This window comes from Methanomicrobia archaeon, from assembly GCA_016930255.1.
In the GTDB taxonomy this organism is placed as follows: Archaea; Halobacteriota; Syntropharchaeia; order Alkanophagales; family Methanospirareceae; genus JACGMN01.
Genome location: JAFGHB010000038.1, coordinates 1 through 26,594, shown reverse-complemented (window position 1 = coordinate 26,594; position 26,594 = coordinate 1). Strand labels below are relative to the sequence as shown.

27 protein-coding genes and 2 tRNA genes are annotated in these 26,594 nt (G+C 49.3%); 23 read left to right on the top strand and 6 right to left on the bottom strand.

Annotated features, from left to right (window positions below):
- The first annotated feature begins 91 nt into the window (after positions 1-91).
- The 4 genes from JW878_05950 to JW878_05935 all read left to right on the top strand — a co-directional run bounded on the left by JW878_05950 (position 92) and on the right by JW878_05935 (position 2,148).
- Positions 92-955 carry a hypothetical protein gene (locus JW878_05950; GenBank protein MBN1762600.1) on the top strand — a complete coding sequence of 288 codons (864 nt, stop codon included), beginning with the start codon at positions 92-94 and terminating at the stop codon, positions 953-955.
- A gap of 52 nt (positions 956-1,007) precedes the next feature.
- Positions 1,008-1,292, top strand: a complete 285-nt coding sequence (locus JW878_05945; protein ID MBN1762599.1) for a hypothetical protein — start codon at positions 1,008-1,010, stop codon at positions 1,290-1,292.
- A 71-nt stretch (positions 1,293-1,363) separates the two neighbouring features.
- Positions 1,364-1,449, top strand: a tRNA-Ser gene (locus JW878_05940).
- Between the two features lie 3 nt (positions 1,450-1,452).
- The gene (locus tag JW878_05935; GenBank protein MBN1762598.1) at positions 1,453-2,148 is read left to right on the top strand and encodes an undecaprenyl diphosphate synthase family protein; all 696 of its coding nucleotides are present in this window, start codon (positions 1,453-1,455) and stop codon (positions 2,146-2,148) included.
- Positions 2,149-2,169: 21 nt separating this feature from the next.
- Here JW878_05935 and JW878_05930 read toward each other — a convergent pair whose 3' ends face one another.
- The 3 genes from JW878_05930 to JW878_05920 all read right to left on the bottom strand — a co-directional run bounded on the left by JW878_05930 (position 2,170) and on the right by JW878_05920 (position 4,157).
- Positions 2,170-2,964: a hypothetical protein gene (locus JW878_05930; protein ID MBN1762597.1), complete on the bottom strand. Its 795-nt coding sequence runs from the start codon at positions 2,962-2,964 to the stop codon at positions 2,170-2,172.
- A gap of 32 nt (positions 2,965-2,996) precedes the next feature.
- Positions 2,997-3,746 carry a hypothetical protein gene (locus JW878_05925; protein ID MBN1762596.1) on the bottom strand — a complete coding sequence of 250 codons (750 nt, stop codon included), beginning with the start codon at positions 3,744-3,746 and terminating at the stop codon, positions 2,997-2,999.
- A 66-nt stretch (positions 3,747-3,812) separates the two neighbouring features.
- On the bottom strand, positions 3,813-4,157 hold the full coding sequence (locus JW878_05920; protein MBN1762595.1) for a ribonuclease P: 345 nt from the start codon (positions 4,155-4,157) through the stop codon (positions 3,813-3,815).
- Between the two features lie 168 nt (positions 4,158-4,325).
- Between JW878_05920 and JW878_05915 the strand changes: the two genes are divergently transcribed.
- From JW878_05915 to JW878_05855, 13 genes are all read left to right on the top strand, one after another.
- Positions 4,326-4,802, top strand: coding sequence for a pseudouridine synthase (locus JW878_05915; protein ID MBN1762594.1), 477 nt, complete (start codon positions 4,326-4,328; stop codon positions 4,800-4,802).
- A 97-nt stretch (positions 4,803-4,899) separates the two neighbouring features.
- Positions 4,900-5,370 (top strand): CinA family protein, encoded by a 471-nt coding sequence (locus JW878_05910; GenBank protein ID MBN1762593.1) that lies wholly within the window; start codon positions 4,900-4,902, stop codon positions 5,368-5,370.
- Positions 5,371-5,386: 16 nt separating this feature from the next.
- A tRNA-Lys gene (locus JW878_05905) sits at positions 5,387-5,460 on the top strand.
- Positions 5,461-5,485: 25 nt separating this feature from the next.
- Complete coding sequence (locus JW878_05900; protein ID MBN1762592.1) at positions 5,486-5,731, top strand: DNA-directed RNA polymerase subunit H; 246 nt, start codon at positions 5,486-5,488, stop codon at positions 5,729-5,731.
- Positions 5,732-5,755: 24 nt separating this feature from the next.
- Entirely contained in the window at positions 5,756-9,172 is a 3,417-nt protein-coding gene (locus JW878_05895) for a DNA-directed RNA polymerase subunit B (protein MBN1762591.1), read from the top strand.
- Between the two features lies 1 nt (position 9,173).
- Entirely contained in the window at positions 9,174-11,858 is a 2,685-nt protein-coding gene (locus JW878_05890) for a DNA-directed RNA polymerase subunit A' (GenBank protein ID MBN1762590.1), read from the top strand.
- Positions 11,859-12,059: 201 nt separating this feature from the next.
- Entirely contained in the window at positions 12,060-13,307 is a 1,248-nt protein-coding gene (rpoA2, locus tag JW878_05885; protein MBN1762589.1) for a DNA-directed RNA polymerase subunit A'', read from the top strand.
- Positions 13,308-13,393: 86 nt separating this feature from the next.
- Entirely contained in the window at positions 13,394-13,774 is a 381-nt protein-coding gene (locus tag JW878_05880; GenBank protein ID MBN1762588.1) for a 50S ribosomal protein L30e, read from the top strand.
- Between the two features lie 27 nt (positions 13,775-13,801).
- Positions 13,802-14,227, top strand: coding sequence for a NusA-like transcription termination signal-binding factor (locus tag JW878_05875; protein MBN1762587.1), 426 nt, complete (start codon positions 13,802-13,804; stop codon positions 14,225-14,227).
- 96 nt (positions 14,228-14,323) lie between these two features.
- The gene (locus JW878_05870; GenBank protein ID MBN1762586.1) at positions 14,324-14,752 is read left to right on the top strand and encodes a 30S ribosomal protein S12; all 429 of its coding nucleotides are present in this window, start codon (positions 14,324-14,326) and stop codon (positions 14,750-14,752) included.
- Positions 14,753-14,772: 20 nt separating this feature from the next.
- Positions 14,773-15,336, top strand: a complete 564-nt coding sequence (locus JW878_05865; protein ID MBN1762585.1) for a 30S ribosomal protein S7 — start codon at positions 14,773-14,775, stop codon at positions 15,334-15,336.
- Positions 15,337-15,540: 204 nt separating this feature from the next.
- Entirely contained in the window at positions 15,541-15,759 is a 219-nt protein-coding gene (locus tag JW878_05860) for a TRAM domain-containing protein (protein MBN1762584.1), read from the top strand.
- Between the two features lie 240 nt (positions 15,760-15,999).
- A complete protein-coding gene (locus JW878_05855; GenBank protein MBN1762583.1) occupies positions 16,000-16,632 on the top strand; it encodes a MarC family protein in 633 nt (210 codons plus the stop codon).
- A gap of 83 nt (positions 16,633-16,715) precedes the next feature.
- Here the strand turns inward: JW878_05855 and JW878_05850 are convergent, their stop codons facing one another.
- Entirely contained in the window at positions 16,716-17,354 is a 639-nt protein-coding gene (locus tag JW878_05850; protein ID MBN1762582.1) for an MgtC/SapB family protein, read from the bottom strand.
- A 346-nt stretch (positions 17,355-17,700) separates the two neighbouring features.
- On the opposite strand from JW878_05850, the gene JW878_05845 reads away from it, so the two are divergent.
- The 6 genes from JW878_05845 to glgP all read left to right on the top strand — a co-directional run bounded on the left by JW878_05845 (position 17,701) and on the right by glgP (position 24,745).
- Positions 17,701-19,683, top strand: a complete 1,983-nt coding sequence (locus JW878_05845; GenBank protein ID MBN1762581.1) for a methyltransferase domain-containing protein — start codon at positions 17,701-17,703, stop codon at positions 19,681-19,683.
- 108 nt (positions 19,684-19,791) lie between these two features.
- On the top strand, positions 19,792-20,010 hold the full coding sequence (locus JW878_05840) for a MarR family transcriptional regulator (GenBank protein MBN1762580.1): 219 nt from the start codon (positions 19,792-19,794) through the stop codon (positions 20,008-20,010).
- A gap of 20 nt (positions 20,011-20,030) precedes the next feature.
- Entirely contained in the window at positions 20,031-20,819 is a 789-nt protein-coding gene (locus JW878_05835; protein ID MBN1762579.1) for a class I SAM-dependent methyltransferase, read from the top strand.
- Positions 20,820-20,834: 15 nt separating this feature from the next.
- Positions 20,835-22,052: an anion transporter gene (locus JW878_05830; protein MBN1762578.1), complete on the top strand. Its 1,218-nt coding sequence runs from the start codon at positions 20,835-20,837 to the stop codon at positions 22,050-22,052.
- 79 nt (positions 22,053-22,131) lie between these two features.
- The gene (locus JW878_05825) at positions 22,132-22,767 is read left to right on the top strand and encodes an MFS transporter (protein ID MBN1762577.1); all 636 of its coding nucleotides are present in this window, start codon (positions 22,132-22,134) and stop codon (positions 22,765-22,767) included.
- A gap of 280 nt (positions 22,768-23,047) precedes the next feature.
- Positions 23,048-24,745, top strand: a complete 1,698-nt coding sequence (glgP, locus tag JW878_05820) for an alpha-glucan family phosphorylase (GenBank protein ID MBN1762576.1) — start codon at positions 23,048-23,050, stop codon at positions 24,743-24,745.
- A gap of 282 nt (positions 24,746-25,027) precedes the next feature.
- Here glgP and JW878_05815 read toward each other — a convergent pair whose 3' ends face one another.
- Both JW878_05815 and JW878_05810 read right to left on the bottom strand, forming a co-directional pair.
- Positions 25,028-25,909 carry a restriction endonuclease gene (locus JW878_05815; GenBank protein ID MBN1762575.1) on the bottom strand — a complete coding sequence of 294 codons (882 nt, stop codon included), beginning with the start codon at positions 25,907-25,909 and terminating at the stop codon, positions 25,028-25,030.
- Positions 25,910-26,361: 452 nt separating this feature from the next.
- Positions 26,362-26,594, bottom strand: a 233-nt coding sequence (locus tag JW878_05810) for a class I SAM-dependent methyltransferase (protein ID MBN1762574.1), incomplete at its 5' end; no start/stop codon positions are given.

Genomic DNA, 26,594 nt, shown 5'->3' with positions numbered 1-26,594 from the left:
GATCAAGGAAGTATCGAGCGAGAAAGAGAAGGATTACAAAGTGCTCCTGGATTCCAACGACGCGATAAAGCCGCTGTTCTGAGGTGATACCATGAAAATTAACTACCGTCATATACTGGCCCTGCTTCTCATAAGTGCGTGTTGTCTGATGCCGCTCTGCATGGTGGGCATCTGCGCTGCGGACGAGTCAACGTTATTACCGGAATCCCCGTTCCAGAAGGTGGAGGTAATGGATATACGGTATGATGAGGTGTATGAGACGGGATTGGCGGAAGGCAGCAGTGAAGTTTCTATAAAAGTTGTTTTTACGAACGTCAGCAAGGAGCTGGACGAATCGACGCTTACGTTCTATTCTGATTTGGAGGGTGCAGTAGGGAGCATAAGTGGGGAAGGCCTGGAAGACAAAGCGCTTCAAAGTGGCCGTTCCTATACCTTAAAGCATAAGAAGGTCGTAGATGACGTGGTGATAAGTTGGTCAGGAAAGGCGCCTGAAGTAGGAACAAGAAATGCATACACCTTTTTAACCATACTGCAAGCGACGACCGAGGGGAACTATTCGGTGATCAGTATAGAACGAGAGGTATCCTCTAAGACTATAGAGGATGCGATCGTTAAGATTGACAACGCCAATAAGGAAATAGCCAAGGCGAATGTGGCAATTACGGATGCTGCAGAGCGCGGTCTGGATGTAGAGGAGGCTGAGACGAGCCTTGAGCTGGCTGATAAGCATTTGAAGGATGCCAATCAGTTCTACGGCGAGGGCAAACCGGAAGAAGCATTAGAAGAAGCTGAAGCGGCAATAACGTCCGCTCAGGATGCAGCAGCGAAGGCTGGGTCCGCAGTCGGGAGCAGAACCTATCGGAATTATGGTATTATCATCGTCGTCGTCGTCGTGGTCGTTGTGGTCGTTGTGCTGTTCCTGCAACAAATGAAGAGGAAACGGGGCGTCTACTAAATAACCTGTTAAAGATTCGTTCGTATTCGTTAGTTAGCATGTTGAGTTGAGGATGCAGCGAAGAACGTCGTATCATCCCGATGCCTACTTAGAGCGTAGGAGGAATGTTATACAAGGGTTACAGGTGCGGACGAAGATCCTTGAGGTGATGGAGGAGAACGCGCGCGCACGAACCATACAAGAAGTTGCGAGCTTAACCGTTCTGAGTTATGCCGTCTCGCGCCATCACTTACGGCTGCTGGAGGCCGAGCGGATAGTGAAGCGAACGAGGAAGAGGCCGTACAAGTGGCGATTGACGGGAAAAGGGCAGAGACGCCTGAATCACGTGGGCGAATAAATCTTTATGTAGAAGTTAGTTGAAAGATATGTTATACGTAATAGGAGATAACTAACCAGACTAAACGTGAGGTCGGGATAGCCAAGAGGCCTAAGGCGGTAGGTTGCTAACCTACTTCCCCTTACGGGGAGCGAGGGTTCGAATCCCTCTCCCGGCGCTTATGCTCAAGCCCGTTTCTTTCCTTTACCAGCAGCACTTAGAACGCGAGATCGTAAAATCGCCCATACCCGTGCATCATATTCTCCTTGTCCTGGACGAAACGGACCTTCTCGCGGACGAGCGAGGATTGGAGAAGCTCAGGCAGTTCGTACGCTGGTGCCATGCGTTGGGTATAGCGCATATAAGTGTGTACGTCAGCGTCATCCACGACGGTATGGCCCCTGATTTATTGAAAATTGCGTATTCACAGCTCGATACAGGGCTCAAAACGGCGTTGCGTGACATCGAGGTGTCGCTCGTCATCTATGACCGAGAACAAACGAACCTGGAACCCGTGTATGCGCGGTATCAAGAAGAAGCTGGCGAGGAGAACGAGAAGCTGATCACCATCTCGTTAGGGTTCAGTGGCAGGAGCGAGCTGACCAAGGCGACCAAAGAGATCGCGAAGCAAGTAGCAGCCGGAGAGCTCGATCCGGACGAGATCGACGAGAAGCTTATTGAATCGGAATTGCTCTTCAAGTCTGAACCCGACCTCGTTATCAGATCGGGCGCGACACGGTTGATGGATTTCCTCATCTGGCAGTCGGTCTATACCGAATTTTACTTCACGGATATGAACTGGGTGAACTTCAGGAAGATTGACCTCTTACGAGCGGTGCGGGATTTCCAGATGCGTGAACGGCGGTACGGGCGGTGAGGTGAATCCCTCACTTACAGCTCATTCAACAAAAGGCACCTTCCGCATCCAGACGCTCACCGCTCTCCGCGCCTGCTCGGGATTGGCAAACTCCAGTTCCACGTCGGGATCGCTGGGCGTGCCGATGAGCGGATCGACGGTTCGCTTCGTCAGATCGACGACCCAGATCTGAGCGGTACCCACCTCGTGCTCCCGGATAAATGAGATGAAGGGCGCCGGCGTCTTCTCCGTTGGCACCGCCATCACCACTTCCTCATCCGTCTCCTTTTTCTCCAATACATCAGGATGCTCATCCATGAACCGTGGCACGAACTTAATCGAAGAGAAGATAAAGAGACGGAGACGATAGTGCTGGGTTTCTTTCGCTTTCACCGCACTCACCGCGAGGTAATCGGTTCCAGCATCCGCGGGTTCGTCCTGTATCGAGTAACTGCACCGTCTCAAGAACTCAATGAGCACGTCCTTCACCGTACCTAACGGACTTCGTATTGTGGCCCAGCGTAGAAACGCTTGCTCTAATTCCTCAGCCAGATAGCCATGCGTTGGCAGGCAGTAAAACACCTCGCCTTGGTAATTTGTCCTGGTGTGCAGATCGGGCGAGAAGACGGAGATTTTCTCGGTGCTCGTTATGCTTCTGAAGATCTGCGGTGCTGCATCACCTTTTAAGGTTCGTTCCAGCTCCGCTCGTTCCGCAGCGCTCAATGAGTCCACGCACTCCCGTATCTTCACCGTGAGCTCGCCCTCCGAAAGCACTTTATGCTCCTGAGAATACGCGCCGAGGCGTTCGAAAATTCGTAACAGCGGTTCTTTTTGCATTGTTGGGATCTACAATGAAAATGCAATGTGTCTTAATCCTCTTCAGTAACGTAATCATTAAAAGGGGCTGATGGGTCATGTAAAAATAGTAGATAAATGAGTAGTAGTATGTTGTAAATTTCCCAGTCAAGTACTCTCCCAGTATGCATTAAAGCATTTCTATGTATAGTAACAATTCTTTTGAATACTTTCTTATCCTTTAGAAATTGTAGTTTCTTACTCAATCCTGATTTGTCAGTTTCAATAAGTAGGTCAATTTTATTATTTAGGCCAACAAGTGGTTTCCCTCCCTTAATTGGCCGCTTATTAACGGTGATGTTTTTTTTGACTAATCCATCTGTATCTATCAAGGTGTCATCCAGAAATATAATATACTTAACAATTATTTGTTCAAGCGTGGCAAAAGCAACAAAACAAGCCAATCTAAACTTATCCATTGAAATATGTCTTAGAAGATGTTTAAGTTTATTTCTCTCCCCTTTTACTGTATAAAAAGGGGGTAGATCTATTAAAGAATTTATCAAATTTAAATTACGTGGCACATTTCCACTAAATATCCCATGATGCTTCCCCCTATATCTCCTGATATAATCTAAAAAATGCATCACTGAGGGATATATTCGATATACGCCATTTTCACTCCCCAAAAACGTGTCCGCGAATCCTGTATACTTCTCATTGGTAGGAACTACATTGCAACCAATCAAAAGATTGAAAAAGCATTTATTTATTAATCCTTCAACATTCACCTCTTCTTCTTTTTTCAAATTCTCATCACACATGCAATTCATTAATTTCCTGTATTTATCAATCTATGTTGGTTACAAAAAACTGAAGTGCGCAAAACCTCACTTTTCATCTCCTTCGCTTCTCCTCACAGACGGCGCCCTCGGCGTTTTATACGGACGTCTCATCTGCTTCCCACACCGCAAACAGGAGGTTGTCATGTACTCACTCCTGAGCCGGACTCGTGCGGTTTTCCCCGGGATTAACAGAGCGTGACAACGCTTGCAGAGCCGCATCTTCAGATGCTTCGGTATTCGCACCCGGTACCGCATCCCGATCGCACGCGCAAGCTCGATATAGCGTTGACTGCGCTGCTCGCGCCCCTCCTTCGCTGCTACCTCGGCAAGCTGAAAGAGCCGTTCGATACGCTGCTCTGCAAGATCCTCGATCCTTCTCCTTCGCTTCATGCGCTCGCTAAAACGTTCTTAACTAAGAAAGTTTAGAGAGTTTTAAATATCAATAAACAAGGGACAGCAAGCAAACGGCTCCGTGGGAAACATCCTCGTGATTGCGAGCGTGGGCTGGGAAAATAACCGTTGCTATACCTGTGGTGCAACCGAAAGCGAGAGAAGGAAATGGAAGAGGAAGAAAGGGAACGCCTGCTCGAAAAGGCAAGGATCATTGCGGACTATCAGTTCGGCAGAGGAGCAGGCGCCGTATTGTTCACTGACAACGTTGAATTTACACTCTCACGGACACGGCGAATAGCGCAGATAAAGGAAGGCGACAAGAGGATAGCCACGCTCAGGAGTAGTGACGGGCTCTTCACGCTGGGTATCGAAGGTGCGAAACGGCTGCATCAGCATCTCCAGTATCCACGGCTACGAGTGATAATGAACGAAGAGAGCAGCGAGTTTGTACGAAAAGGCGAGACGGCATTTTGTAAGCACGTACTCGACGCCGACCCTGCGATACGGGCGTATGACGAAGTACTCGTGGTGGACGAGCAGGATCGACTGCTCGCAACGGGCAGAGCGATGTTAGCCGGTGAAGAGCTGCACAGCTTTACGCACGGCGTCGCCGTAAAGGTACGGCACGGTATAGAGAAATAAACTACCCCCCTGATCTCTCGTAAGTACTCGTGGTTTCCAACATCACGATCCATTCACTTTATTTTTATGGATGCAGGTGAGAATAAGATACGAAGAGATGAGAGAGGTTGAAATTGGCGAAGCGTTACGAAAGAGAGGGTTCACGTTAGCCACCGCAGAGTCGTGCACGGGCGGATTGGTAGGTCATCGGATAACCAACGTCTCCGGCAGCTCGGACTATTACAAAGGCGGTATAACCGCGTATGCCAATGACGTGAAGATTGAAATATTGCACGTTGCACGCGAAATAGTGGAAGAAAAGGGCGCAGTAAGCGCAGAATGTGCAGAGGCGATGGCGAACGGTGTAAGAACGATTCTGGATAGCGACATCGGGATTTCGACGACAGGCATTGCCGGACCCCGTGGAGGAACCCCGGAGAAGCCTGTTGGATTAGTTTATATAGCAGTGGCAACAAAGGATTATTTGTATCACGAGAAGCATATCTTCCACGGAGATCGAGAGGGGAACAAGCGTGAGGCGGCTGATGCCGCTCTTGAACTACTAATCCGGTATCTCTCTTCGCTCTAGGGAAGATGAAGTGGAAGGGCTCGTAGCTCAGAAAGGTAGAGCAGCGGGCTTTTAACCCGTCGGTCGCGGGTTCAAATCCCGTCGAGCCCGTAACAAAGCTGAAATAAATAGATAAATGAAGAAAGGAAAAGTTTCGATACGTGAACATGAGTTAGTGCCTACGCACGAGATAGTGGACGCTGGAGACGTAACAGAGCTTTTAAAGACGTATAAAATAGACAAGGAGCAATTACCGAAGATTAAAGTCTCTGATCCGGTAATAAAAGAGATCAAAGACGTAGAAGTGGGCGATGTCATTCGGATTCGGCGTACCAGCAGAACGGCTGGTAAATCTATATCTTATCGGCTGGTTATAGAATAGAAGAGAGGAGTGGAGTGTGTAATTATGCTAGACCCAAGTGTTCTTTCAAAAGCATATTTAAAAAGGAGAAAAATAGCACAGCATCAGCTTGATTCGTTCAATTACTTCCTCAACGAGGGCATGAGCAAAGTAATCGAGGAACAGTCGCATATAGAGACCTCGATCAGTGCTGAAGATGAGGAGGAGGGAAAGTATACAATAGGCGTGGAGTTTGGTAAAATAAGCGTCGGCCTACCCAAATCGCGGGAAGCCGACGGCTCTTCTGAAGAGATTTATCCGTCCCAGGCGCGATTACGGAATTTGAAATATGCCGCACCGATGTACTTGGACATGCGGATAGTGCGGAACTACGAGAACAAGGAGATCGGGACAAAGGAAGAGAGCGCGGAGGTGCAAGTGGAAATCGGCGAGATGCCGATTATGGTGCGATCAAATAAATGTAACGTATCCAAAGAGGTTCACGAGGAGAAAGTTCGCAAGGAAAAAGAAGGGCGAAAACTCTCTGACGAGGAATATGAGGAGTGGTTGAAGAACGAGGCAGGCGAGGACCCGCTCGATCCCGGTGGCTATTTCATTGTCAACGGTTCCGAGCACGTGATCATCACGCTGGAAGATCTCGCGCCAAATAGAATCTTCGTGAATTTCGAGGAGAAATACGGGAGTAAAAGTGTGGTTTCAAAGGTGTTCTCGCTTAAACAAGGATTCCGAGTGCCCATACGTGTGGAGATCAGTAAGAAAGACATACTGGAAGTTTCATTCCCCGCAGTGGGCCGGAAAATAGAGTTCGTAACGCTTATGCGCGCGTTGGGACTCGAAAATGACGAGGAGTTACTAAAAGCCGTCTCTAACGACCCGAAGATAAAAGAGCACATCAAGGGGAATATCGAGGAGAGCGAGATACGCACACAGGAGGAAGCAATCGAGAAATTAGGTCGTAAAATCGCGCCGACGCAGGCAAAGGAGTATCGCGAGAAGCGCGTTAATTACATCCTGGATCGCTATTTCCTCCCGCATCTTGACGACAAGATTGGTAAGGCTCATTTCCTCGGCCGGATGGCGGAATCGTGCTACGAGCTGCTCTTGGGTAAGAGAGGCGAGGATGACAAGGACCATTACGCTAATAAACGATTGAAGCTTGCAGGCGACCTGATGGAGGACCTTTTTCGCGTATCGTTCACCAAACTTATCCGTGACATGCGGTATCAATTGGAACGCGCGCACATGCGAAGTCGCGAGCTGAAGATATCGACCGCTATCCGTTCCGATGTGCTCACCGAGCGAATTACGCATGCGCTTGCCACCGGGAACTGGGTGGGTGGCCGAGCGGGCGTCTCGCAATTGTTAGAGCGCAGTAATTATGTGGCTACCGCGAGCCATCTCCGGCGTATAATCTCGCCGCTATCACGATCACAGCCGCATTTTGAAGCGCGAGATTTGCATCCGACCCAGTGGGGTAAAATCTGCCCCAGTGAGACACCGGAAGGCCCGAACTGTGGCCTAGTCAAGAACTTCTCACAACTGGTTGAGATCTCGGTAGGGGAAGACGAAGAGACCTTCAAGCACCTTTTGTACGAACTTGGTGTTATCCCTCCAGCCCGTTCTTTGGAGATCAGCGAAGAAAACAGGACTCGGGTCTTCATGAACGGCGATTTCATCGGGTTCCACACCGATCCTGAACGATTTGTGGAAGAACTGAGACGGAAGCGGAGAGCAGGAGAAATATCCATTCAGGTAAACGTCGCGTACTATGCGGACAGAAAGGACATAATGATAAACTCAGATCGCGGGCGAGCAAGAAGACCGGTCATCCTGGTGGAGAAAGGCAAGCCGCGAGTTACCGAATCACATATCAAGAAACTGCTGAACGGTGAAATAGACTTTGACGACTTGGTGAACGAAGGAGCGATCGAGTACCTGGACTCTGAAGAGGAGGAGAATGCGCTGATCGCGCTGTACGAATCGGATTTGGCAAAACCCGATGGAGATGACTATACACATCTGGAAATCGACCCCTCGTTGATCTTGGGCGTGGTCGCCGGGTTGATACCGTATCCCGATCACAATTCTTCACCACGTAACACGATGGGCGCGGCTATGCTGAAGCAATCTCTGGGCATCACCTCTGCAAATTTCAAGACGCGCACCGATACCCGAACGCATATTCTCCAGAGTCCGCAGAAGCCCCTCGTAAAAACGCGGACCTCAGACCTCATTCTTCATGATAAACGACCTGCGGGACAGAACTTTGTCATTGCGGTTCTCAGCTACGAAGGCTACAATATGGAAGATGCGTTGATCTTGAATCGCGCGTCAATAAACCGGGGGTTGGGACGAAGTCATTTCTTCAGAACATACGAAGGTGAGGAGATACGGTACCCTGGTGGCGAGGAGGACCGATTTGAGATACCGGATATGGAGATCGTGGGAGTGAGGAGCCATGAAGCGTATAACCAGCTTGATGATGATGGTATAATCAATTCAGAGACCGAGGTGGCGCCAAATGACGTGCTGATCGGGAAGACAAGCCCACCGCGGTTCTTAGAGGAGACAACAGAGCTCTTAAGCCCTTTAGAACGGCGCGATACCTCCGTGTGCACGCGTCCCAATGAACAGGGTGTGATTGATTCGGTCGTGCTCATGGAATCCAGTAGCAATAGAAGATTGGCTAAGGTTTCCGCTCGCGATCAAAAGATTCCTGAGATCGGCGATAAGTTTGCATCACGACACGGCCAGAAAGGCGTTATCGGCCTGATCGTGCCTCCAGAGGATATGCCGTTTACCGGCGACGGAATCGTCCCTGATATGATTATAAACCCCCACGCTATCCCTTCACGAATGACCGTGGGGCACGTGCTGGAGATGATCGGCGGGAAAGCAGGCGCATTAGAAGGGCGCTATATCAATGGAACTGCTTTCTTCGGCGAACCTGAGGAGGAGTTACGAGCGGCACTTGTGCGCGCCGGATTCTCAGATACCGGTCGAGAGACGATGTGGGACGGGATGACCGGCGAGAAGATAGAGGCTGCGGTGTTTATCGGCGTGGCGTATTATCAGAAACTGTATCATCTGGTATCCGCGAAGATGCACGCACGTGCGCGCGGGCCCGTGCAGATATTAACGAGACAACCGACGGAAGGCAAAGCGAGAGAAGGTGGGCTCCGGTTCGGTGAGATGGAACGAGACGTCCTCATAGGCTATGGTGCTGCGATTGCACTCAAAGATCGTTTATTGGACGAGTCCGACAAGGTTGTTGAGCTGGTCTGCGGGAATTGTGGTATGATCGCGTGTCCCGATATAAAAACGGGTGCGGTATCGTGCCCCAATTGTGGCGCTGATACCGATATTTACCCGGTGGAGATGAGTTATGCGTTTAAACTTCTGCTGGACGAAATGAAAGCGATGTGTATTGCTCCGCGATTAGAATTAGAAGAGGCGGTTTAAAATGAGGACGAAGAGGATAAAGGGGATAAAATTCGGCTTGCTCTCATCGAAAGAGATACGAAAGATGAGTGCTTCGCGGATCATCACACCCGATACGTATGGTGAAGATGGGTTCCCGATCGAGCGGGGATTGGTAAACCAGCATATTGGCGTTATTGATCCCGGGTTACGATGCAAGACCTGCGGCGGTCGAATGGGGGAATGTCCCGGGCATTTCGGGCATATCGATCTCGAAGCACCAGTCATTCATATCGGCTATGCCAAGTTTATTTATCGGCTGCTGGCGGCGACCTGCAGGAAATGCGGTAAGGTCTTGCTCGGAGAGGAAGATAGAAAGCGGTTTTTGGAAGCGATCGAGCGGCAGAGGGAGAAGCAAGTGGACATAGGCGAGGTCGTGAAGCTGGTATTCAAGGAAGCGGCGAAGCATAGCGACTGTATGTACTGCGATGAGCCACAGCAACGCATAAAATACGATAAACCCACGACGTACAAAGAGATAGACGACGAGGGGAGAGAGCGCAGATTAATGCCCACCGATGTCCGAGAACTCCTTGAACGAATCCCAGACGAAGATATAGCCCTTTTCGGTATGGATGCAAAAAACGCGCGACCTGAATGGATGGTCCTCACGGTATTGCCCGTTCCGCCAGTAACTGCGAGACCGTCCATTACGTTAGAAAGCGGTCAGCGCAGCGAAGACGACCTCACCCATAAATTGGTGGATATAATACGAATCAACCAGCGCTTCATGGAGAATAGAGACGCCGGCGCACCGCAGTTAATAATAGAAGACCTGTGGGAGCTTCTTCAGTATCACGTAAACACCTATTTCAATAATGATATCCCCGGCGTGCCACCGGCTCGACATCGGAGTGGAAGACCGCTTAAAACAATCTCACAGCGATTGAAAGGTAAGGAAGGCAGATTCCGGGGTTCATTGTCCGGTAAGCGCGTGAATTTCTCCGCCCGGACCGTCATATCACCCGATCCTGACATTGACATAGACATGGTTGGCGTGCCAGAAGCGGTCGCGAAAGAATTGACCGTCACGGTTAACGTGACTGAACGGAACATGGATGTGATACGAGAGACCGTAAAACGTGGTAAGACGCATCCTGGCGTGAATTACGTGCGCCGTGCTGATGGGAGGAAAGTAAAAGTAACAGAGAGCAATTATGAGACGTTGGCGGATGAGTTAGACCTTGGATGGAAGGTGGAACGGCATCTCGTGAACGGCGACATTGTGTTGTTCAACCGACAGCCTTCTCTGCACCGCTTGAGCATCATGGCGCACTACGTACGGGTAATGCCCGGTCGGACGTTCAGGTTGAATCCTACCGTCTGCCCACCGTATAACGCGGACTTTGATGGCGACGAGATGAACATGCACGTGCTGCAAACCGAAGAGGCACGAGCAGAGGCGAAGATCCTGATGGCGGTGCAGCGGAACATAATATCACCACGATTCGGCAGGCCGATCATCGGCAGCATCCATGATTACATCACCGGCCTGTTCTTACTCACGCGGGGCGCGAAGCAGTTTGAAAAGAGGAAAGTGCTGGACATTTTGCATAAAATCGATGTTGATGATTTAGGCGAGCCTGCGGGTGTTTTCGAGCCTGAAAAGGCAGATACGAGTTTTGGTGCTCCGCGCTTCATCCCCTACTGGACAGAGAAGCAGATCTTCAGCATGATATTGCCGCCGGGTTTGAATTTGGAGTTCCGCGGGAAGACCTGTGCGAAATGCCTTGAACGAGGCATTGACTGCAAGCGGGAAGATTGCCCACGCGACTCCTTTGTGAAGATCCAGGATGGCAATTTAGTATCCGGAATAATAGATGAGAAGGCGTTGGGTTCGTTCAAAGGCGTCATAATAGAGCGTATTTTCAGACAATACGGGGAGGAGATCACAAAGGCGTTTATCAAAGATGCATCCCGGCTTGCGATTAACTATATCAAGATATCAGGGTTCAGTTTTGGGATAAGCGATGAGGATATTCCAAAAGAAGGCAAGGTAGAGATACGAGTAGAGGCAATAAGTGAAGCGGAGCGAAAAGTCGAGGATCTGATACGCGCGTACGAGGGCGAAGAGTTGGAAACGTTGCCCGGGCGGACCTTGGATGAGACGCTGGAACTGTTGGTCATGCAGGCGCTTGGTCGTGCACGAGATGATTCCGGCGACATTGCGGAGAAATATCTCGGCATCGAGAACCCCGGCGTGCTCATGGCGAAATCAGGTGCAAGAGGGTCCATGCTCAATTTAACGCAAATGGCTGCCTGTGTCGGTCAACAATCGGTTCGTGGAGAACGGATAAAGCGCGGATACCAAGGGAGAACGCTACCGCACTTTAAGCCGGGCGACCGCAGTGCAGATGCGCACGGCTTCGTACGGGCCTCTTTCAAGGATGGCTTGACCCCCACGGAATACTTCTTCCATGCTATTGGTGGCCGAGAGGCTTTGGTTGACACCGCTGTTCGTACGTCTCAGAGCGGTTATTTCCAGAGACGGCTCATCAACGCGTTACAAGACCTCGAAGTGAAGAATGACGGAACGGTCCGAGAGACGAGAGGAACCGTCGTGCAATTTAAATACGGCGATGATGGTATAGATCCTTCAAAAGGCGAGTTCGGAAAAGTGGTGGACGTAGATAAAGTAATAAAAGAGTCACTAGGTGCGGAGACATGAGAAGTAGTATAACCTATAGGAATCCTCAAATCGGCCTATCATCGCCTGGGCGAATCCATAGGTCAGGTATAGATAGTGCATGCAGGCAAGCCACGATACGAGGGAGTTGAAGCCGTGACGGAAGGAAAAGAAGAAGTGGTAAAAGGATTGAAGAATGCGGGGATCGAAGGCGAGCTAGCGGAGCCCATACTGGAAGATTTTATGCCCGTCGAGTTCACGGTTGATCTCGAAGAGCAGTTAGAAGACGCGTATGCGGACGATATACTGACGATACTGGGCCGGGAAGAGGAAGGAGAGATAAAGCCCGGCGACATAGCACTGAAGGTAAATAAAAGCGAGCTGCCCGAGAATATAAAAGGAGAATTGAAGCGGAAACTAGGTGCTGTAAGGAAAAAGCTAAGCCGAGATACGCTGGATGAAATCGTAGCGAAAGTTGTCGCGAGCTATGTCAGTGCGAAGATTGAACCTCGGGAAGCGGTGGGAATCGTTGCCGCGCAGTCCATTGGTGAGCCAGGGACGCAGATGACGATGCGTACGTTCCACTACGCCGGTGTGGGCGCGATCTACATCACACTCGGTTTACCACGGATCATAGAGATTGTGGACGCGCGTAAGAAGCTGTCCACGCCGACGATGACGATAAAACTGCTAGAAGAATATGCCACGGAGCGAACTAAAGCAGAAGAACTGGCGATGAGGATTCAAGAGGCACACATAAGCGACATAGGCAGAGTAGAATCCTCCGCAGAAGATATGTCCGTGTGGTTGGCGCTAAAGGAGCGGGAGTTGGAGAAGCGGTATATAACGAGGGAGGAAGTGGTGGAGAAGATAAAGAGCTTGAGTGCGGAGATGCTGATAGAAGAGATGGACGGGGGGCAATTGCGAATATACAACGGGAGCACAACCTTTCAAGAGCGATCGAAATTTGAGAAGACGATAGCAACCACGCTGGTGAAAGGAATAGAAGGAATAAAGCAAGTTTTGACACGAAAGGGGTCTGGAGGGGAATACGTGCTTTATACCGTGGGTTCTGAATTGAAAAAGCTGAAGAATCAGAAGATAGAGGGTGTTGACTTCACGCGGACCTCCACGAATAACATCGCGGAGATAGCGGAGGTATTGGGCATAGAAGCAGCGCGTAACGCCATAATAGACGAGATGATAAACACGTTGAATGAGCAAGGCTTGGATGTGGATCCCCGTCATATAACGTTAATCGCCGATGCGATGACGATGGATGGCGAGGTGAAGCAGATAGGGCGGCACGGAATAGCGGGCGAGAAAGCCTCGGTGCTCTCACGAGCCGCCTTTGAAGTTACCGTAGACAACCTCCTGGAGGCCGCTATACACGGTGAAACGGACGAGTTGAAAGGCGTTACAGAGAACGTAATCGTGGGGCAACCGATAAAATTAGGGACCGGCGCAGTAGAACTGGTAGCCGGGAAGTGAGTCCCGTCCAAAACTCAAACTACAAAAAACGAGTAACAAAGATAAACTAAGATAGAGATAGAATAAGATATATTAGGAGAAACAGGATGGCAAATAGAAAATCGGGTTCGGTCGAGTTATCAGCTGTGAATCGAGAGTTACAGAAGGTTTTAAGCAACGGTAAAGTACTAATCGGGTCAAATGAGACGCTCAAGGCGTTTAATAATAAGGAGGCAAAAGTAATCATTCACGCTTCTAACTGCCCTGCGGTGATACGATGGGTATTTGAGGACGCCGGGGGGAACGGAAACGGAGAGCTGGTTATCTATGAATATCCCGCGAACAGCATTGAACTCGGGTTGGCATGCGGGAAACCGTATCCTATTGCCTCGTTATGTGTTACTGATACGGGCGATTCCGAGATCGTGCGGATTCTGACCCCTGACGTTCAACCGAAAGAGAAAACATTGAGTATCAGTACGAGATAAATAAGAGAATAGCACAGGTGAGTAAAACTGATAAAGTTAGATACTGAGGGAATCAGGTGTATAGGAATTTTTGAGCAGTCTACCGGTGCGGGAGTCAAGGATTGCATAGTAGATAACGAAGCGAATAAGGTGATAATGGTAGTGAAGAAAGGCGACATGGGCCTGGCCATTGGTAAGGGGGGCGTGAACATAAACAAGGCGAAGCAACTGCTGAAGAAGGATATCGAGGTTGTGGAACATTCCCCGGATATCAAAGAGTTCATAGAGAATCTGCTTCGCCCCGCTTACGTGAAGAGTGTCGAGCTGCTGAACAAGAATGACAAGCTGTGCGCCTACGTCGAGGTGCTCACGAAGCATAAGGGCATCGCAATAGGGCGAGATGGCGAACGGATAAAGAAGGTCAAATTACTGGTGAAAAGGAACCTGGGTGTTGATAACGTCATCATAAAATAATCGCCGGGGCAGCGAGTGTGAAATACAAAACGGTGTAAAACGTTTTATCAAAGAAGGAGTAACTTGTAGTAGTAAAGTTCTTGTGGAGTAAAAGAGATGGGAAGAGGAATATACGCAGCGAGAAAGGTTAAAAATAGAAGGAAGGTATTTAGGCTGAAGAGCCCGGACTACGCACGGCGGGTGTTGAAATCGGCGAAGAAGGCAGACCCGCTGGAGGGCGCGCACATGGCTCGGGCAATTGTTCTGGAGAAGGTAGGGATAGAGGCGAAGCAGCCGAATTCTGCGATACGGAAATGTGTCCGTGTGCAGCTCATTAAGAATGGAAAACAGGTGACTGCTTTTGCCCCTGGTGATGGTGCGATAAAGTTTATAGACGAGCACGATGAGGTCTTGATAGACGGCATAGGCGGACGGAAAGGCCGGTCGTATGGAGATCTCTCGGGTGTTCGATTTAAGGTCGTTGCGGTAAACGACATTTCATTACAGGAATTAGTGCATGGAAGGAAAGAGAAGACGCTAAGGTGATGATGACGATGCAGGTACAGATGCATTTCGATAAGATATTTGATAAGTGGGACATAGCAGACGTGACGATAGCGGACATAGGCCTGGAGCAGCATATCAGTCTCAAGCCGGTGTCCGCACTGCATACCGGAGGACGACATGCGAAACAGCAGTTCGAGGAATCGAAGGTATGCATTGTGGAACTGCTGATTAACAAGATGATGCGGTCGGAGAAGAACGCGGGAAAGAAACAGAAGACCTACAAGATCGTCAGGAATGCTTTTGATATAATCAACGAGTCAACTGGTATGAACCCGCTGCAGGTGCTCGTGGATGCAATCCGAAATACCGGCCCGCGAGAAGAGACCATCAGGCTGCGATTTGGCGGCATATTGGTTCCCAAAGCCGTGGATGTGACGTCACAACGGCGTGTGGATCAGGCGCTACGGTTCATTACGCAGGGCGCGCAGAAATGCGCATTTAAGAGTAAGAGGAGCATAGAGCGGTGCCTTGCTGATGAACTCATAGCGGCATCTAAGAACGCGAAGTGCTTCTCGGTAGGCAAGAAAGAGGAGAAAGAACGAATAGCACGGGCAGCGCGGTGAAGCAAGCGAGTGCAACTTCGCCTCAGGCTCTTAGCTTAGTAGCGTGTCGCATACGTTTTGATTGAATGTCTTGCTTTTAACGTTGAGCGACCGTAGTTTATATGTGTGAAGAACACAGAGATAATTAATTACGCGGTGCTCGATGTGCATGCATGTAGCAGGAGCAAAAAGCGAAAGAAGGTATAATGGGAGGATTGGTAAGGCATGGAATATAGTGGAGAAAGAAGGGGTTTTCGTGCCCCTATAAACGTTGGCGAGACCTACGACATCACGGTAGAGGACGTAGGTAGAGAAGGAGATGGAATAGCTCGAATAGAGGGTTTTGTGGTTTTCGTGCCCAACACGAAGAAAGGAGATGCCGTAAAAATTCGCATAACAAAGGTATCGAGGCGAGTTGCATTTGCAGAAGTCGTTACGGAATGAGGTTGGTTATCACGCGACACCATACTGCATCGCCAGGATCGAGTGGGCTATAGGGTCCCTATAGCTTATCTCTTTATTTTATTTTTTGCGGGTGAATCAATCAGTCAATGAATCAGTCAATCGAAACACCGCGCTTGCTGGTTGAGCGTCAGGTGAAATGCCCAGACGCACGCGACTAGATAGATATAGCATCCAATCTGTAGGATTAAGGTTATATACCTTCTCGCACGATAGAGGGATATGGAAGCACTCGCCTTCTTCATTTATGCCTTCACCTCCATTTTCATCATCGTGAACCCCATCGGCGGGCTCATCACGTTCATCTCGTTAACTGCCGGACTGACGACACACGAAAAAGCTGAGATAGCCAAACGCTCGGTTATAGTGGCCTGCGTGCTGGCGATTATTTTCGCGCTCTCGGGTGAGCTGATATTGCGGATCTTCGGGGTGACCGTGGATTCTTTACGCGTTGCCGGCGGGGTGCTGCTCTTTATCATCGCTTTGAACATGTTACATGCGAAGATCTCACGCGAGAGTGTGACGGAAGAGGAGATTAAAGACGCTGCGGATCGCGAGGACATATCGGTCTTCCCCATTGCCACACCCTTATTAACCGGTCCGGGCGCCATTACCACGGTCATCGTCGTGATCAGAACTGGGCAGACACTGGAATTGAAACTCATCGCGATCATGGCTATCGTATTAACCTTCGCGCTCTCGTATCCCATCTTTCGATTCGCGAACAAGATCGATAAAGTATTGGGCGTTACCGGCTCGTTGGTGATAACACGGGTTATGGGACTTTTACTGGGCGCCATCGCGGTTAATTTCATCGCAACCGGGATATGGAATATTTACATGTCTATGCTGTAGTAGTGCTGATGCCGTACAGTAGAGTACAGGTCGGGTCGGGGCTACTCGGCTCGGAGTGATGGTCGATAGAGAGCCTACTCTACTTACTCCACCTGGAATTTGGTAACCCCCTCCAAACCCTTGAGCAGATTCCCCAATTCTTCAAGAGCCTGGAAATTGATCTTCACACGAAAGACGTATTTGAAAGTGCCGCGTGCCTGCGAGATCTCTAAACCCTCAATCTTCGGCTTGAATTTCGCGAGTGCCGCCAGTAACGTCTCCTCCGATAAGCGCTGGTCAAAGGAAATAGTCAGCCGTCTTGAATGCCCTCCAAATCCACGCTGCTCGAAGACATAATCAATTAAGAATACGAGAAGACACTGGAACGTCGTAATTACACCGACGACGTAGTATCCCGCGCCAAAAGCCACCCCCGTAGCTCCGATAAGCCATATTGCCGCAGCGGTCGTGAATCCAGCAACGGAAGGGCCTTCCTTGATGAGTGTCCCCGCGCCGAGAAAACCAATGCCCGTAACAACACCCGTCGCAATGGGAATACTCTGCCCGGCACCTATAAGACCCTCCGTAACGAGCATGAATGCGCATGCTCCGGCTGCAACGAGGGTGAACGTGCCGAACCCCAGTGGTTTCATGCGAATTTGCCGTTCTAAGCCAACTACAAGTCCAGCCACAAACGCAAGGACCAATCGAATGATAATCGTTGTGAGAGACAAGTATTCCATTGCCACATACCTCACTAGGGATAAACGACGTTGGGTGCATTAATAACTTACTGATCCGCAGCAGCTCTTTAACCTGCGTTCCGCGCAGATCCTCTTGGCCGTAATAAGTCAGATAGAAATTTTATCCGATAAGGTTAAGCTCACGTCCATTCCATTCTTTTTGAGGACTATGCACGCTCTAAATAATCAGAAAGAGAAATTAGCGATAATAACGCTTTTTTAGTCGATTAGAGCATTGTCGAGCGTTTTTTTCGGATCGATCCTGGGAGACCTGAGGTAAGCCCTTTATAATCACCGAAAAAATTATATACCCGTAATAGGAAGAAATCTATCGTAATCAACGGGTATGGATAGCAAAGATACGTTAGTAAAAGAAAAGGCCTCTTTTCGGCGGGGAGAAAAGAGAGAACCAAAGACATTAGGGCCCGTTCTTAATTTGGAAGAGCATGTGCGCCCCGATTGGTGGCGGCGGATTTTCAATTCAGTCTACTTGAAAACCGATGCCGATTTGGTTGATGACCAGAATACAACCGGAAACGAAGTCGATTACTTCTCAGACCTGCTTCACCTTTCGCCGGAAGACAAGATCCTCGATCTCTGCTGCGGGCAGGGCCGCCATTCCTTAGAACTGGCAAGGAGAGGGTTTCGAAATGTAGAAGGGTTGGATCGCTCTCATTACCTTATACAGCGAGCGAAAGCGCAGGCGAAGAAGGCGGGGCTTTCGTTGAAGTTTCGAGAAGGGGATGCTCGGAGGCTACCGTATCCCTCGGATACCTTCGATTCGGTGATGCTACTCGGCAACAGTTTCGGGTACTTCGAGACGGTTCAAGACGATCTCAGAGTGCTCCGGGAGATCTTCCGAGTGCTGAAGCCCTGGGGGCGTTTTCTTATTGACGTTGCAGATGGCGCGTATCTCCGCGAGCACTTCCAACCACGTTCGTGGGAATGGATCGATAAGGATCTGTTCGTCTGTCGCGAGCGTTCGCTCGCACTGGATGGGCAGCGTCTGATCTCGCGTGAGGTAGTAACGCACGTTACCAAAGGCGTGATTGTAGATCAACTCTATGCAGAACGACTTTACACGCGGGAGAACCTCTACGAGCTTTTAAAGACCGCGGGCTTTAACGAGGTCGCGGCCCATGGCGAGATCCTGTCCTATTCACAGCGTAATCAAGACCTCGGTATGATGGAAAAGCGCATTCTGGTTACCGCACTAGTCAGAAAGGAGTGGACGCCTGTCAAGAAACGAAAGAGCGTCAGGCAGAAGAACGTCGCGGTAATCCTGGGCGACCCCAACAAACCCGACTGCGTCAAGCCCTGCTGCATCTTTGATGACGACGATTTATATACCATTGACCAATTGAAAGGAGCGTTGCGTGAATTGAACGATTTCCGATTCACGTATCTTTACAATCATACCACGCTTATTCAGGATTTGGTCAGGAAGGAATCAAAGATAGATTTCGTATTCAATCTCTGCGACGAAGGCTATCTAAACGATGCGAAGAAGGAATTGCATGTTCCTGCGATTCTGGAAATGCTCGGCATTCCTTATACCGGTTCGGGTCCGCAATGTCTTGCATTCTGCTTCGATAAATCGCTGGTGCGCGGCATCGCAAAAGAGATCGCGATCCCCGTACCAGAAGCGATCTTCATCAAACCTGAAGATAGTACCTTCGAATTGCAGTTTGACTTCCCGGTACTGGTAAAGCCGAACTTCGGCGATTCCAGCTTCGGTATAACACAGCGAAGTGTGGCCTACAATCCGGAGGAGCTGACGAACGCAATTTCAGAGATTCGAGAGAAATTCGGCTATGACAAGCCGATACTTGTGGAGGAATTTTTGAGCGGGAAGGACTTGAGCGTGGGTATTATCGGTAACCCCCCTGAATCGTACACAGTTCTTCCGATTATCGAAGAGGATTACTCATCACTCCCGGAAGGACTGCCGCGGATCTGTGGCTACGAAGCGAAGTGGCTCCCCGATTCACCCTATTTTAAAATCCACTCTATTCACGCGGAACTCCCCGAAGCGGTGGAGCGGAAACTCGTGGAGTGGTGCTTGAAACTCTTTGAACGACTGGATTGCCGGGATTACGCTCGATTCGACTGGCGCCTGGATGTACAGGGCAATCCCAAGCTCTTGGAAGTCAATCCCAATCCTGGCTGGTGCTGGGATGGGCATCTCGCAAAGATGGCCGCTATTACAGCTATGTCCTACACAGGGATGCTGGAAGCCATCTTGAAAGCCGCTGAAGCACGTCTACACACCCACAAAGAGGATAAAGTAGCGGGAAATAATAGCGAAACACCAGAAAGCGGAGTATGAGAGCTCTCCTGACGCATCACCGCTCAATTTGAGAAAAGAGCGGATTTGAGTTGCTAAATATTTAAATAGGGAGAAGGCGTATACAACTCAAAATCAGAAGGTGACAAAATGACCGAAGAGCTGACAGGTAACACAAAAAAGGTGTACGAAGCGATGATAAAGCTGGGTACGCAAGGCGAAGAAAAGGCAAAGGGCATGGAAGATATAGTAAGGGAAGCGAAGATTCCAAAGGGTACCGTTGCAAACAGCATAACTGAGCTAACGAAGAAGAAATTAGTGAAGCGGAAAGCGGGAGAAAAGACCGCACGATACTATATCGTTCGCTGAACACCGGTGGGGGGATTAAAATGGATAAAAAGTTATATTATCTCCCCGACTATTACGATATCGCGTTTTCTTACGACCTTTCTGGGGAGATACAATTTTTCGCAAACTGCTTCGGCACGTACGCTGATTTTGACGTGAGGCGTATCTTAGAGCCTGCTTGTGGTAGTGGGCGTCTCTTGCTACCACTGGCGCGATCCGGCTATCACGTCCTCGGCTACGACATAAGTGAAGGGATGGTTGCATACACCAGGGATAAGCTAGAGCGCGCAGGACTCTCTCACGTTGCAGACGTCACACAGGGAGATATGAGAACCATGAAATGTAAACACACCTTCGATGCTGCGATAAATCTCTTGAATACCATTGGCTATCTCCTCTCAGACAGGGATATTCTGAAGCATTTCAAAGCGATGGCGTATTCACTTCGAAAAGGGGGGCTCTACATTGTTGAGCTCTCCTGCGCTCCGGAAAAACCAGCAACAAAGGAAAAGGCCGATGATACCTGGATTGCCGAACGAGACGGCGTTACCGTCCAAACGACGTGGCATACAGAGCGATATGATGGTGCAAATAAGCGGAAGTACAATATTTGCAAGATGCAGATAAAAGATGGCAGAAATGGCAAGACGTTTATGTTCATCGAACCCCATATCTTGCGACTTTGGTACTTTGAGGACTTTAAACGATTGAGCCGAGCGGGGGGATTCGTGCTTAAGGCGATCTATAATCAGAGCTATGAACGCATTCCTCTCGATTCACCCATCTGTGGCGAGTTGGGGAATCATTACTTCATTCTGAAGAAGGAATGAGAAAGGTTACCGTTTATGATCGCACTCCTCACACTGCTCATCGTTTTTATCCTGATTGCGATACGGAAGATCGGCACCATCAGACTTCAAATATGGCAGATAATGCTCCTTGGCGCGATTATAGTCCTGTTAACGGGACAAATCACACCACGTGAAGCATTGAAAGCGATAAACCCCGAGGTCATGTTGTTTTTATTTGGCATGTTCACAGTCGGGCAAGCATTGGAAGAAAGCGGGTACTTATCGCAGATCGCACATGCATTGTTTGGAAAGGCTAAATCAGCAGACCAACTCGTTTTGGCCATTCTGTTTGGTTTCGGTATGCTTTCCACACTGTTAATGAATGACACCATGGCGATTATAGGCACGCCCGTCATTTTGTTCCTTGCCAAAAAGCACCACCTTTCACCGCGACCGTTGCTTCTGGCACTTGCGTTTGCCATAACCATCGGCAGCGTGATGAGCCCGATAGGGAATCCGCAAAACCTGCTGATCGCGGTTACTATTCCCAATCCATTCGTCACGTTCTTCAGATATCTGGCGGTGCCCACGCTTATAAATCTCTTTTTAGCGTTTCTTGTAGTGAAATGGTTCTACCGTAGCGACTTGAGCAGAATATCCCTCCCGGTAAACGCTCCAGATGCAGTTAAAGACCACAAACTCGCCAGGTTATGCCAACTCTCGCTATTCCTGCTTATAAGTTTGATAATCGCCAAGATAGGGCTGGTATTTGTGAATGCTCCGGTGGATTTCCGGTTAACGTATATCGCTTTGATTGCCGCAGTTCCCGTGTTGACGAGCGAGAAACGGCTGCGGATACTGCGTAATATGGACTGGCATACACTTATCTTTTTCGCTGCGATGTTCATTGTAATGCAAAGTGTATGGGAGACCGGTTTCTTTCAGTCGATCATGCTCGATCTCGATATCACGGCAATTCCGGTAATACTTCTGATAAGCGTTCTCCTCTCTCAACTCATCTCCAATGTGCCGCTGGTCGCCCTTTATCTTCCTTTGTTACTACACGCCGGCGCCTCAACGGAAGAGCTGATGGCGCTAGCCGCAGGCAGCACCATTGCGGGTAACATGCTCATTTTAGGCGCGGCATCGAATGTTATCATCATCCAGAATGCAGAGAAGCGAGGCGAGACCTTGACATTTCTCGAGTTTGCACGGATAGGCATCCCGCTCACCCTTCTCAACGTTTTTATCTACCTGATGCCCTTATTATAAGTAAAATAACGATCAAGAGATCGTGAACCGAGGTAGGGAAGAGTATCTGGAATGAACCGTAGTAGGATGGCGATGGAAGATGAAGAAGCTGTATATACTGTGCGTAGCGTTAATGCCATTCATGATCTGCTCCGGCATGATCTACTCTGTTTTTTCGCTCTACCTGTTCGAATTAGGCATATCAAGGACACAAATTGGGATCATTTACATGGTAAGTTCCCTTTCCGGGATCGTGTTCTCGCCCGTTTTCGGGAAATTATCCGATAGAGTGGGGAGAAAGCCGATTATACTCCTTGCAATAGCTTCTTTCTCCTTAGTATTCTTCTTATATTCGCTCTTCCGGTCATTATTCTGCATTCTCACCCTTGAGATCCTAGGTGGGGCAATGTGGGCGGCCTTCAGCGTGGTAACTCCCGCGCTTGTTGCTGATATGGCAAAGGAGAAGGAGCGGGGCGAGTACATGGGACTATACAACCAGGCATGGTATCTCGGCTGGGCAATAGGCCCTTTTTTAGGCGGCTTTTTGGCTGATTCCATCGGATTCCAGCGCTCTTTCATTATCTGCTCGTTCATCCTCCTCATCGGTCTGGTTCTCACACTGAAATTTGTAAGGGAGCCGAACAGCGCTGTCGTTGACGCTCACCCGAAGCGGAAGAATAAGGATCTGGAGCAATGGGAAGCGACGGCTGGCTGCAACGCCTTTTTAAAGGCCTGATTGAGATCATCAGAGAAACCTGCCTGCCCGTGAGCCGTACGTAAAAGGTTAGTTACACATTGGCTGGCGGGTGGTAGATGCTAATCGCATGCGAGAATGCGTGAACTCGTGCTACAGGATCTTGTGAGTCTTTTCTCTCTTTTTGAATTCTTGGAGCAATAATCCACCATTACACGCGTATGCCTTTACAGATGAGCGGCGTACGTATATATAACATAACTCTATAACTAAATCTGAATAGGGAGATGGAGCGGAGATGGAGCGAGTGAACCACTCACTTATGGAGGAGTATTTTCATATTGCGCTTTTTAGCATGGAGATAGGTATGCATCCCAAGATACCGACGTATAGCGGCGGGCTGGGAGTCCTGGCCGGGGATATTCTGAGATCGTGTGCAGATCTGAACGTCCCACTGGTAGCAGTTACGCTCGCCAGTAACAAGGGTTACCTCTCGCAATTCTTGGATGAGGAGGGGAATCAAACAGAGGGGTCGATGTGCTGGCGGATCCAGGATTTTGCAACGCTCATGACCCCGAAGGTATCAGTGCCTATAGCGGGAAGGGACGTGAAGGTACAGGCCTGGAAGTACCTCATAACCGGGTTGGATGGCCATCAAGTACCGGTCTATCTCCTTGATACCGACCTCTTTGAGAACAGCGATTCAGACCGGGAGATAACCTCGTATCTTTACGGTGGCGATTTGAGCTACAGATTGTCACAGGAGATAGTGCTCGGAATCGGTGGTGTACGTATGCTCGCAGCATTGGGGCACACCAACATCCGCAAATATCACCTGAATGAGGGGCACTCGGCATTGGTCGCGGTCGAGCTGGCGAAGCGATACAAGAAAGAGGATCCAGAACTCTCAGATCGGCAGATTGAGGATTTAGTACGCCAGAAATGTGTCTTTACAACGCACACACCGATTCCCGCAGGTCACGATCGATTTCCTGCGTCCTTAGTAAGGGATATCCTTGCAAGATACTGTAACGAGGCAGAAATCAATAACGTTTGCTATAAAGACGAATTAAATATGACTTTACTCGCGTTAGAGCACAGCGGCCATATAAATGGTGTGGCGAAGCGGCATGAAGAAATTTCACGGAATATGTTCCCCGGTTATCCGATTGATTCGATAACGAACGGTGTGCACCATGTATTCTGGACGTCCAAACCGTTCCGGAGGCTGTATGATAAGCATACCAGCGGGTGGCGAAAAGATCCGTTTAATCTGCGGTACGTGATGTCAATACCACTAGAAGAGATTGAGCAGGCACATCGCGAAGCAAAGCGGATGCTGATCGATCTTGTCAATGCAAAGCACAGTATTGGGATGGATTATGATGCCTGTACCCTGGGCTTTGCCCGGCGAATGGCACGGTATAAACGGCCTCATCTTCTGTTTAGTAATCCCGATAGACTGGTAAGCATTGCGAAACAGAGTGGATCGATTCAAGTCGTCATTGCGGGCAAAGCACATCCGAAGGATAAGTTGGGGAAGGAGCTGATAAAGAGTGTCTTCGCAGCCATAAAGCGATTGAAATCGGATATAAAGATAGTATTCCTGGAGAATTACGATATGGAGCTCGCGCAGTTCATTACTGCGGGTGTGGACGTGTGGCTCAATACGCCGAAGATACCGTGTGAAGCATCGGGCACCAGCGGTATGAAAGCGTGCCTCAACGGCGTCCCGAGCTTAAGTGTGCTCGATGGCTGGTGGGTGGAAGGGTGCGTGGAGGACGTGACCGGCTGGGCGATAGAGACAAAAGTTGTGAATGTCTGCGAATTGGAAATGGATGATTCAGAAGAGGCAGAAAGCCTGTACAGGAAATTGGAAGAGGTAGTATTACCAACGTTTTATACCGACCGAGAGAAATGGGCCCAGATCATGCGTTATGCCATTGCCTTTAATGGCTCGTTCTTCAATTCGCATCGAATGGTCCAGCAGTATCTCATGAATGCCTATTTCGCAGAGTGAGTGATTCACGCGCTCGCGCGCTCGCTTGCCATTTAGAGGAATCGAACGAACGGTAGGCGGTCTCAGCCTTTTTCTTTGGCATTTATCGATCGCAGGTGATCGGGATTTATTTGATTGAAGGGCCTTCTCGCCTCTAATTTCCTACTGCTCGGACCGGGAAGCCTTTTGAGCAGAGAAACGGGGCTTGCTCCTGTCTCAGTGCGCCGAACGCTGCCATCACCGGCGTGGATGGAGCGCAGCGGATTTGCCAGTCCGAGTTGATACGGTTGTTGTGCTGCTTCCTTAGACTATCGTGAAGTAGTCATTATCAACTTGTTTCACTTTATAGGTTTTCAGTGTCCCAACGCCAACGTCATAGTCAATCATTAGTTCGCTTAATCGCCTCCCATCAATAAGGATGATCTTCTTCTCTATCGCCCGGACGTATTCCTTCGCTTCACCAGTGAAATTCGAAGTTGTGATAAATACGCCCTTTCTTGCATGGTTACTTTCCAGACTTCCCGTGAACTTCTGAATCTCTGGGCGCCCGACTGGATTATCCCATTTTTTCGCTTGAATGCATATTATGTCGAGACCGAGTTTGTCCTCCTTGATGATCCCATCTATTCCCCCGTCGGCAGGTCTCTGTGTTAGATGACCTTCATCATGTGGGTCTCCGTAACCCATAGCGACAAGAAGATCTTTGACAAGCATTTCGAAAAATTGCCATGTCCCTTGTTTAACTTTATCAAGTAACTCGTCCGCAAGATTCTCTTTATGGGTCTGATAGGCAGAGTCGATAGCATCTTCCGGAATGCTTCCCGCAGCCTCGTCTGGGGTGACCTTATCCACTTTCTTGTATCTGCTCTGGATAAACTCGTCGAACTCCTTAAACTGCTTAAGTTCCTTAACAGTAATCCTTTCCGGCTTACTCTTAAGGAGTGAAAGGCCTCGAGTGGTTATTTTGAATCTTTGGTTACCGGTCTTCTCGAGAACGAGTGCTTTCACAAAATATCCGATTACGCCGTTGATCATGATCCGGGCCCTTTTAGGCGTATCTGTCTGCAACAAGGTGAATCCAGCTTCAAGATGTGCTGGAATCTCCTTGTACAAGTGTTCCTCACCATCTTCGAATAGCTTCAATACAGGCAACATATAGTCCTGTAAGTTAGGTGCTTCACTCATAGGGTCTCCTTCTTTCAGCACAACAGTTATTTTTATAGTATTGCTCGGTCTGCTTAAAAGTGTTGCGATTTATTCTCATATACGTGAAATTTCGAAGTAAACGGGGCACCACGTCAACGCGATCTCTCAACAAGGTGCTGTTTCAAGTACAGAGACGCGCGGAATGGTTGTAGGCGGTGGAGGGGGTTAATTCAGTTAGTCAGGTGGAAGAATCGGAATCGAACGAACGGTAGGTGGTCTCAGCCTTTTTGTGCGGTATCTCTCTATCCAGCGCCGGTGATCGGGATTTGATTGATTGAGGGGCCTTCTCGACTCTAATTTCTCACTGCTTGGACTGGGAAGCCGTTTGAGCAGAGCAGCGGGGCTCTCTCCGTTCTCTGTGAACCGAACGAACGCTACTAATCAGCCGCGCGGCCCTTTGCGTCGGCTGAATTAGCCTTGTTGGGCCGGCACTATCTTTTAATAACTTCCTTCTTGAACAAATAGATCGCCCACCCAAACGTCTCTCGTCCCCACCTCAGGTAATTTTCCCTATTCTCACATACACGTTTCAATACTTCTTCAACATCAGCATCGTCCGGATTCTCACTCGCCCACTCATCCGCTGCATACCACTGCAACCCTTCATACCTATCCCAATCATCTTGGTTGCTCACCAACGTGTAGACAAGCTTCAAATCAAACT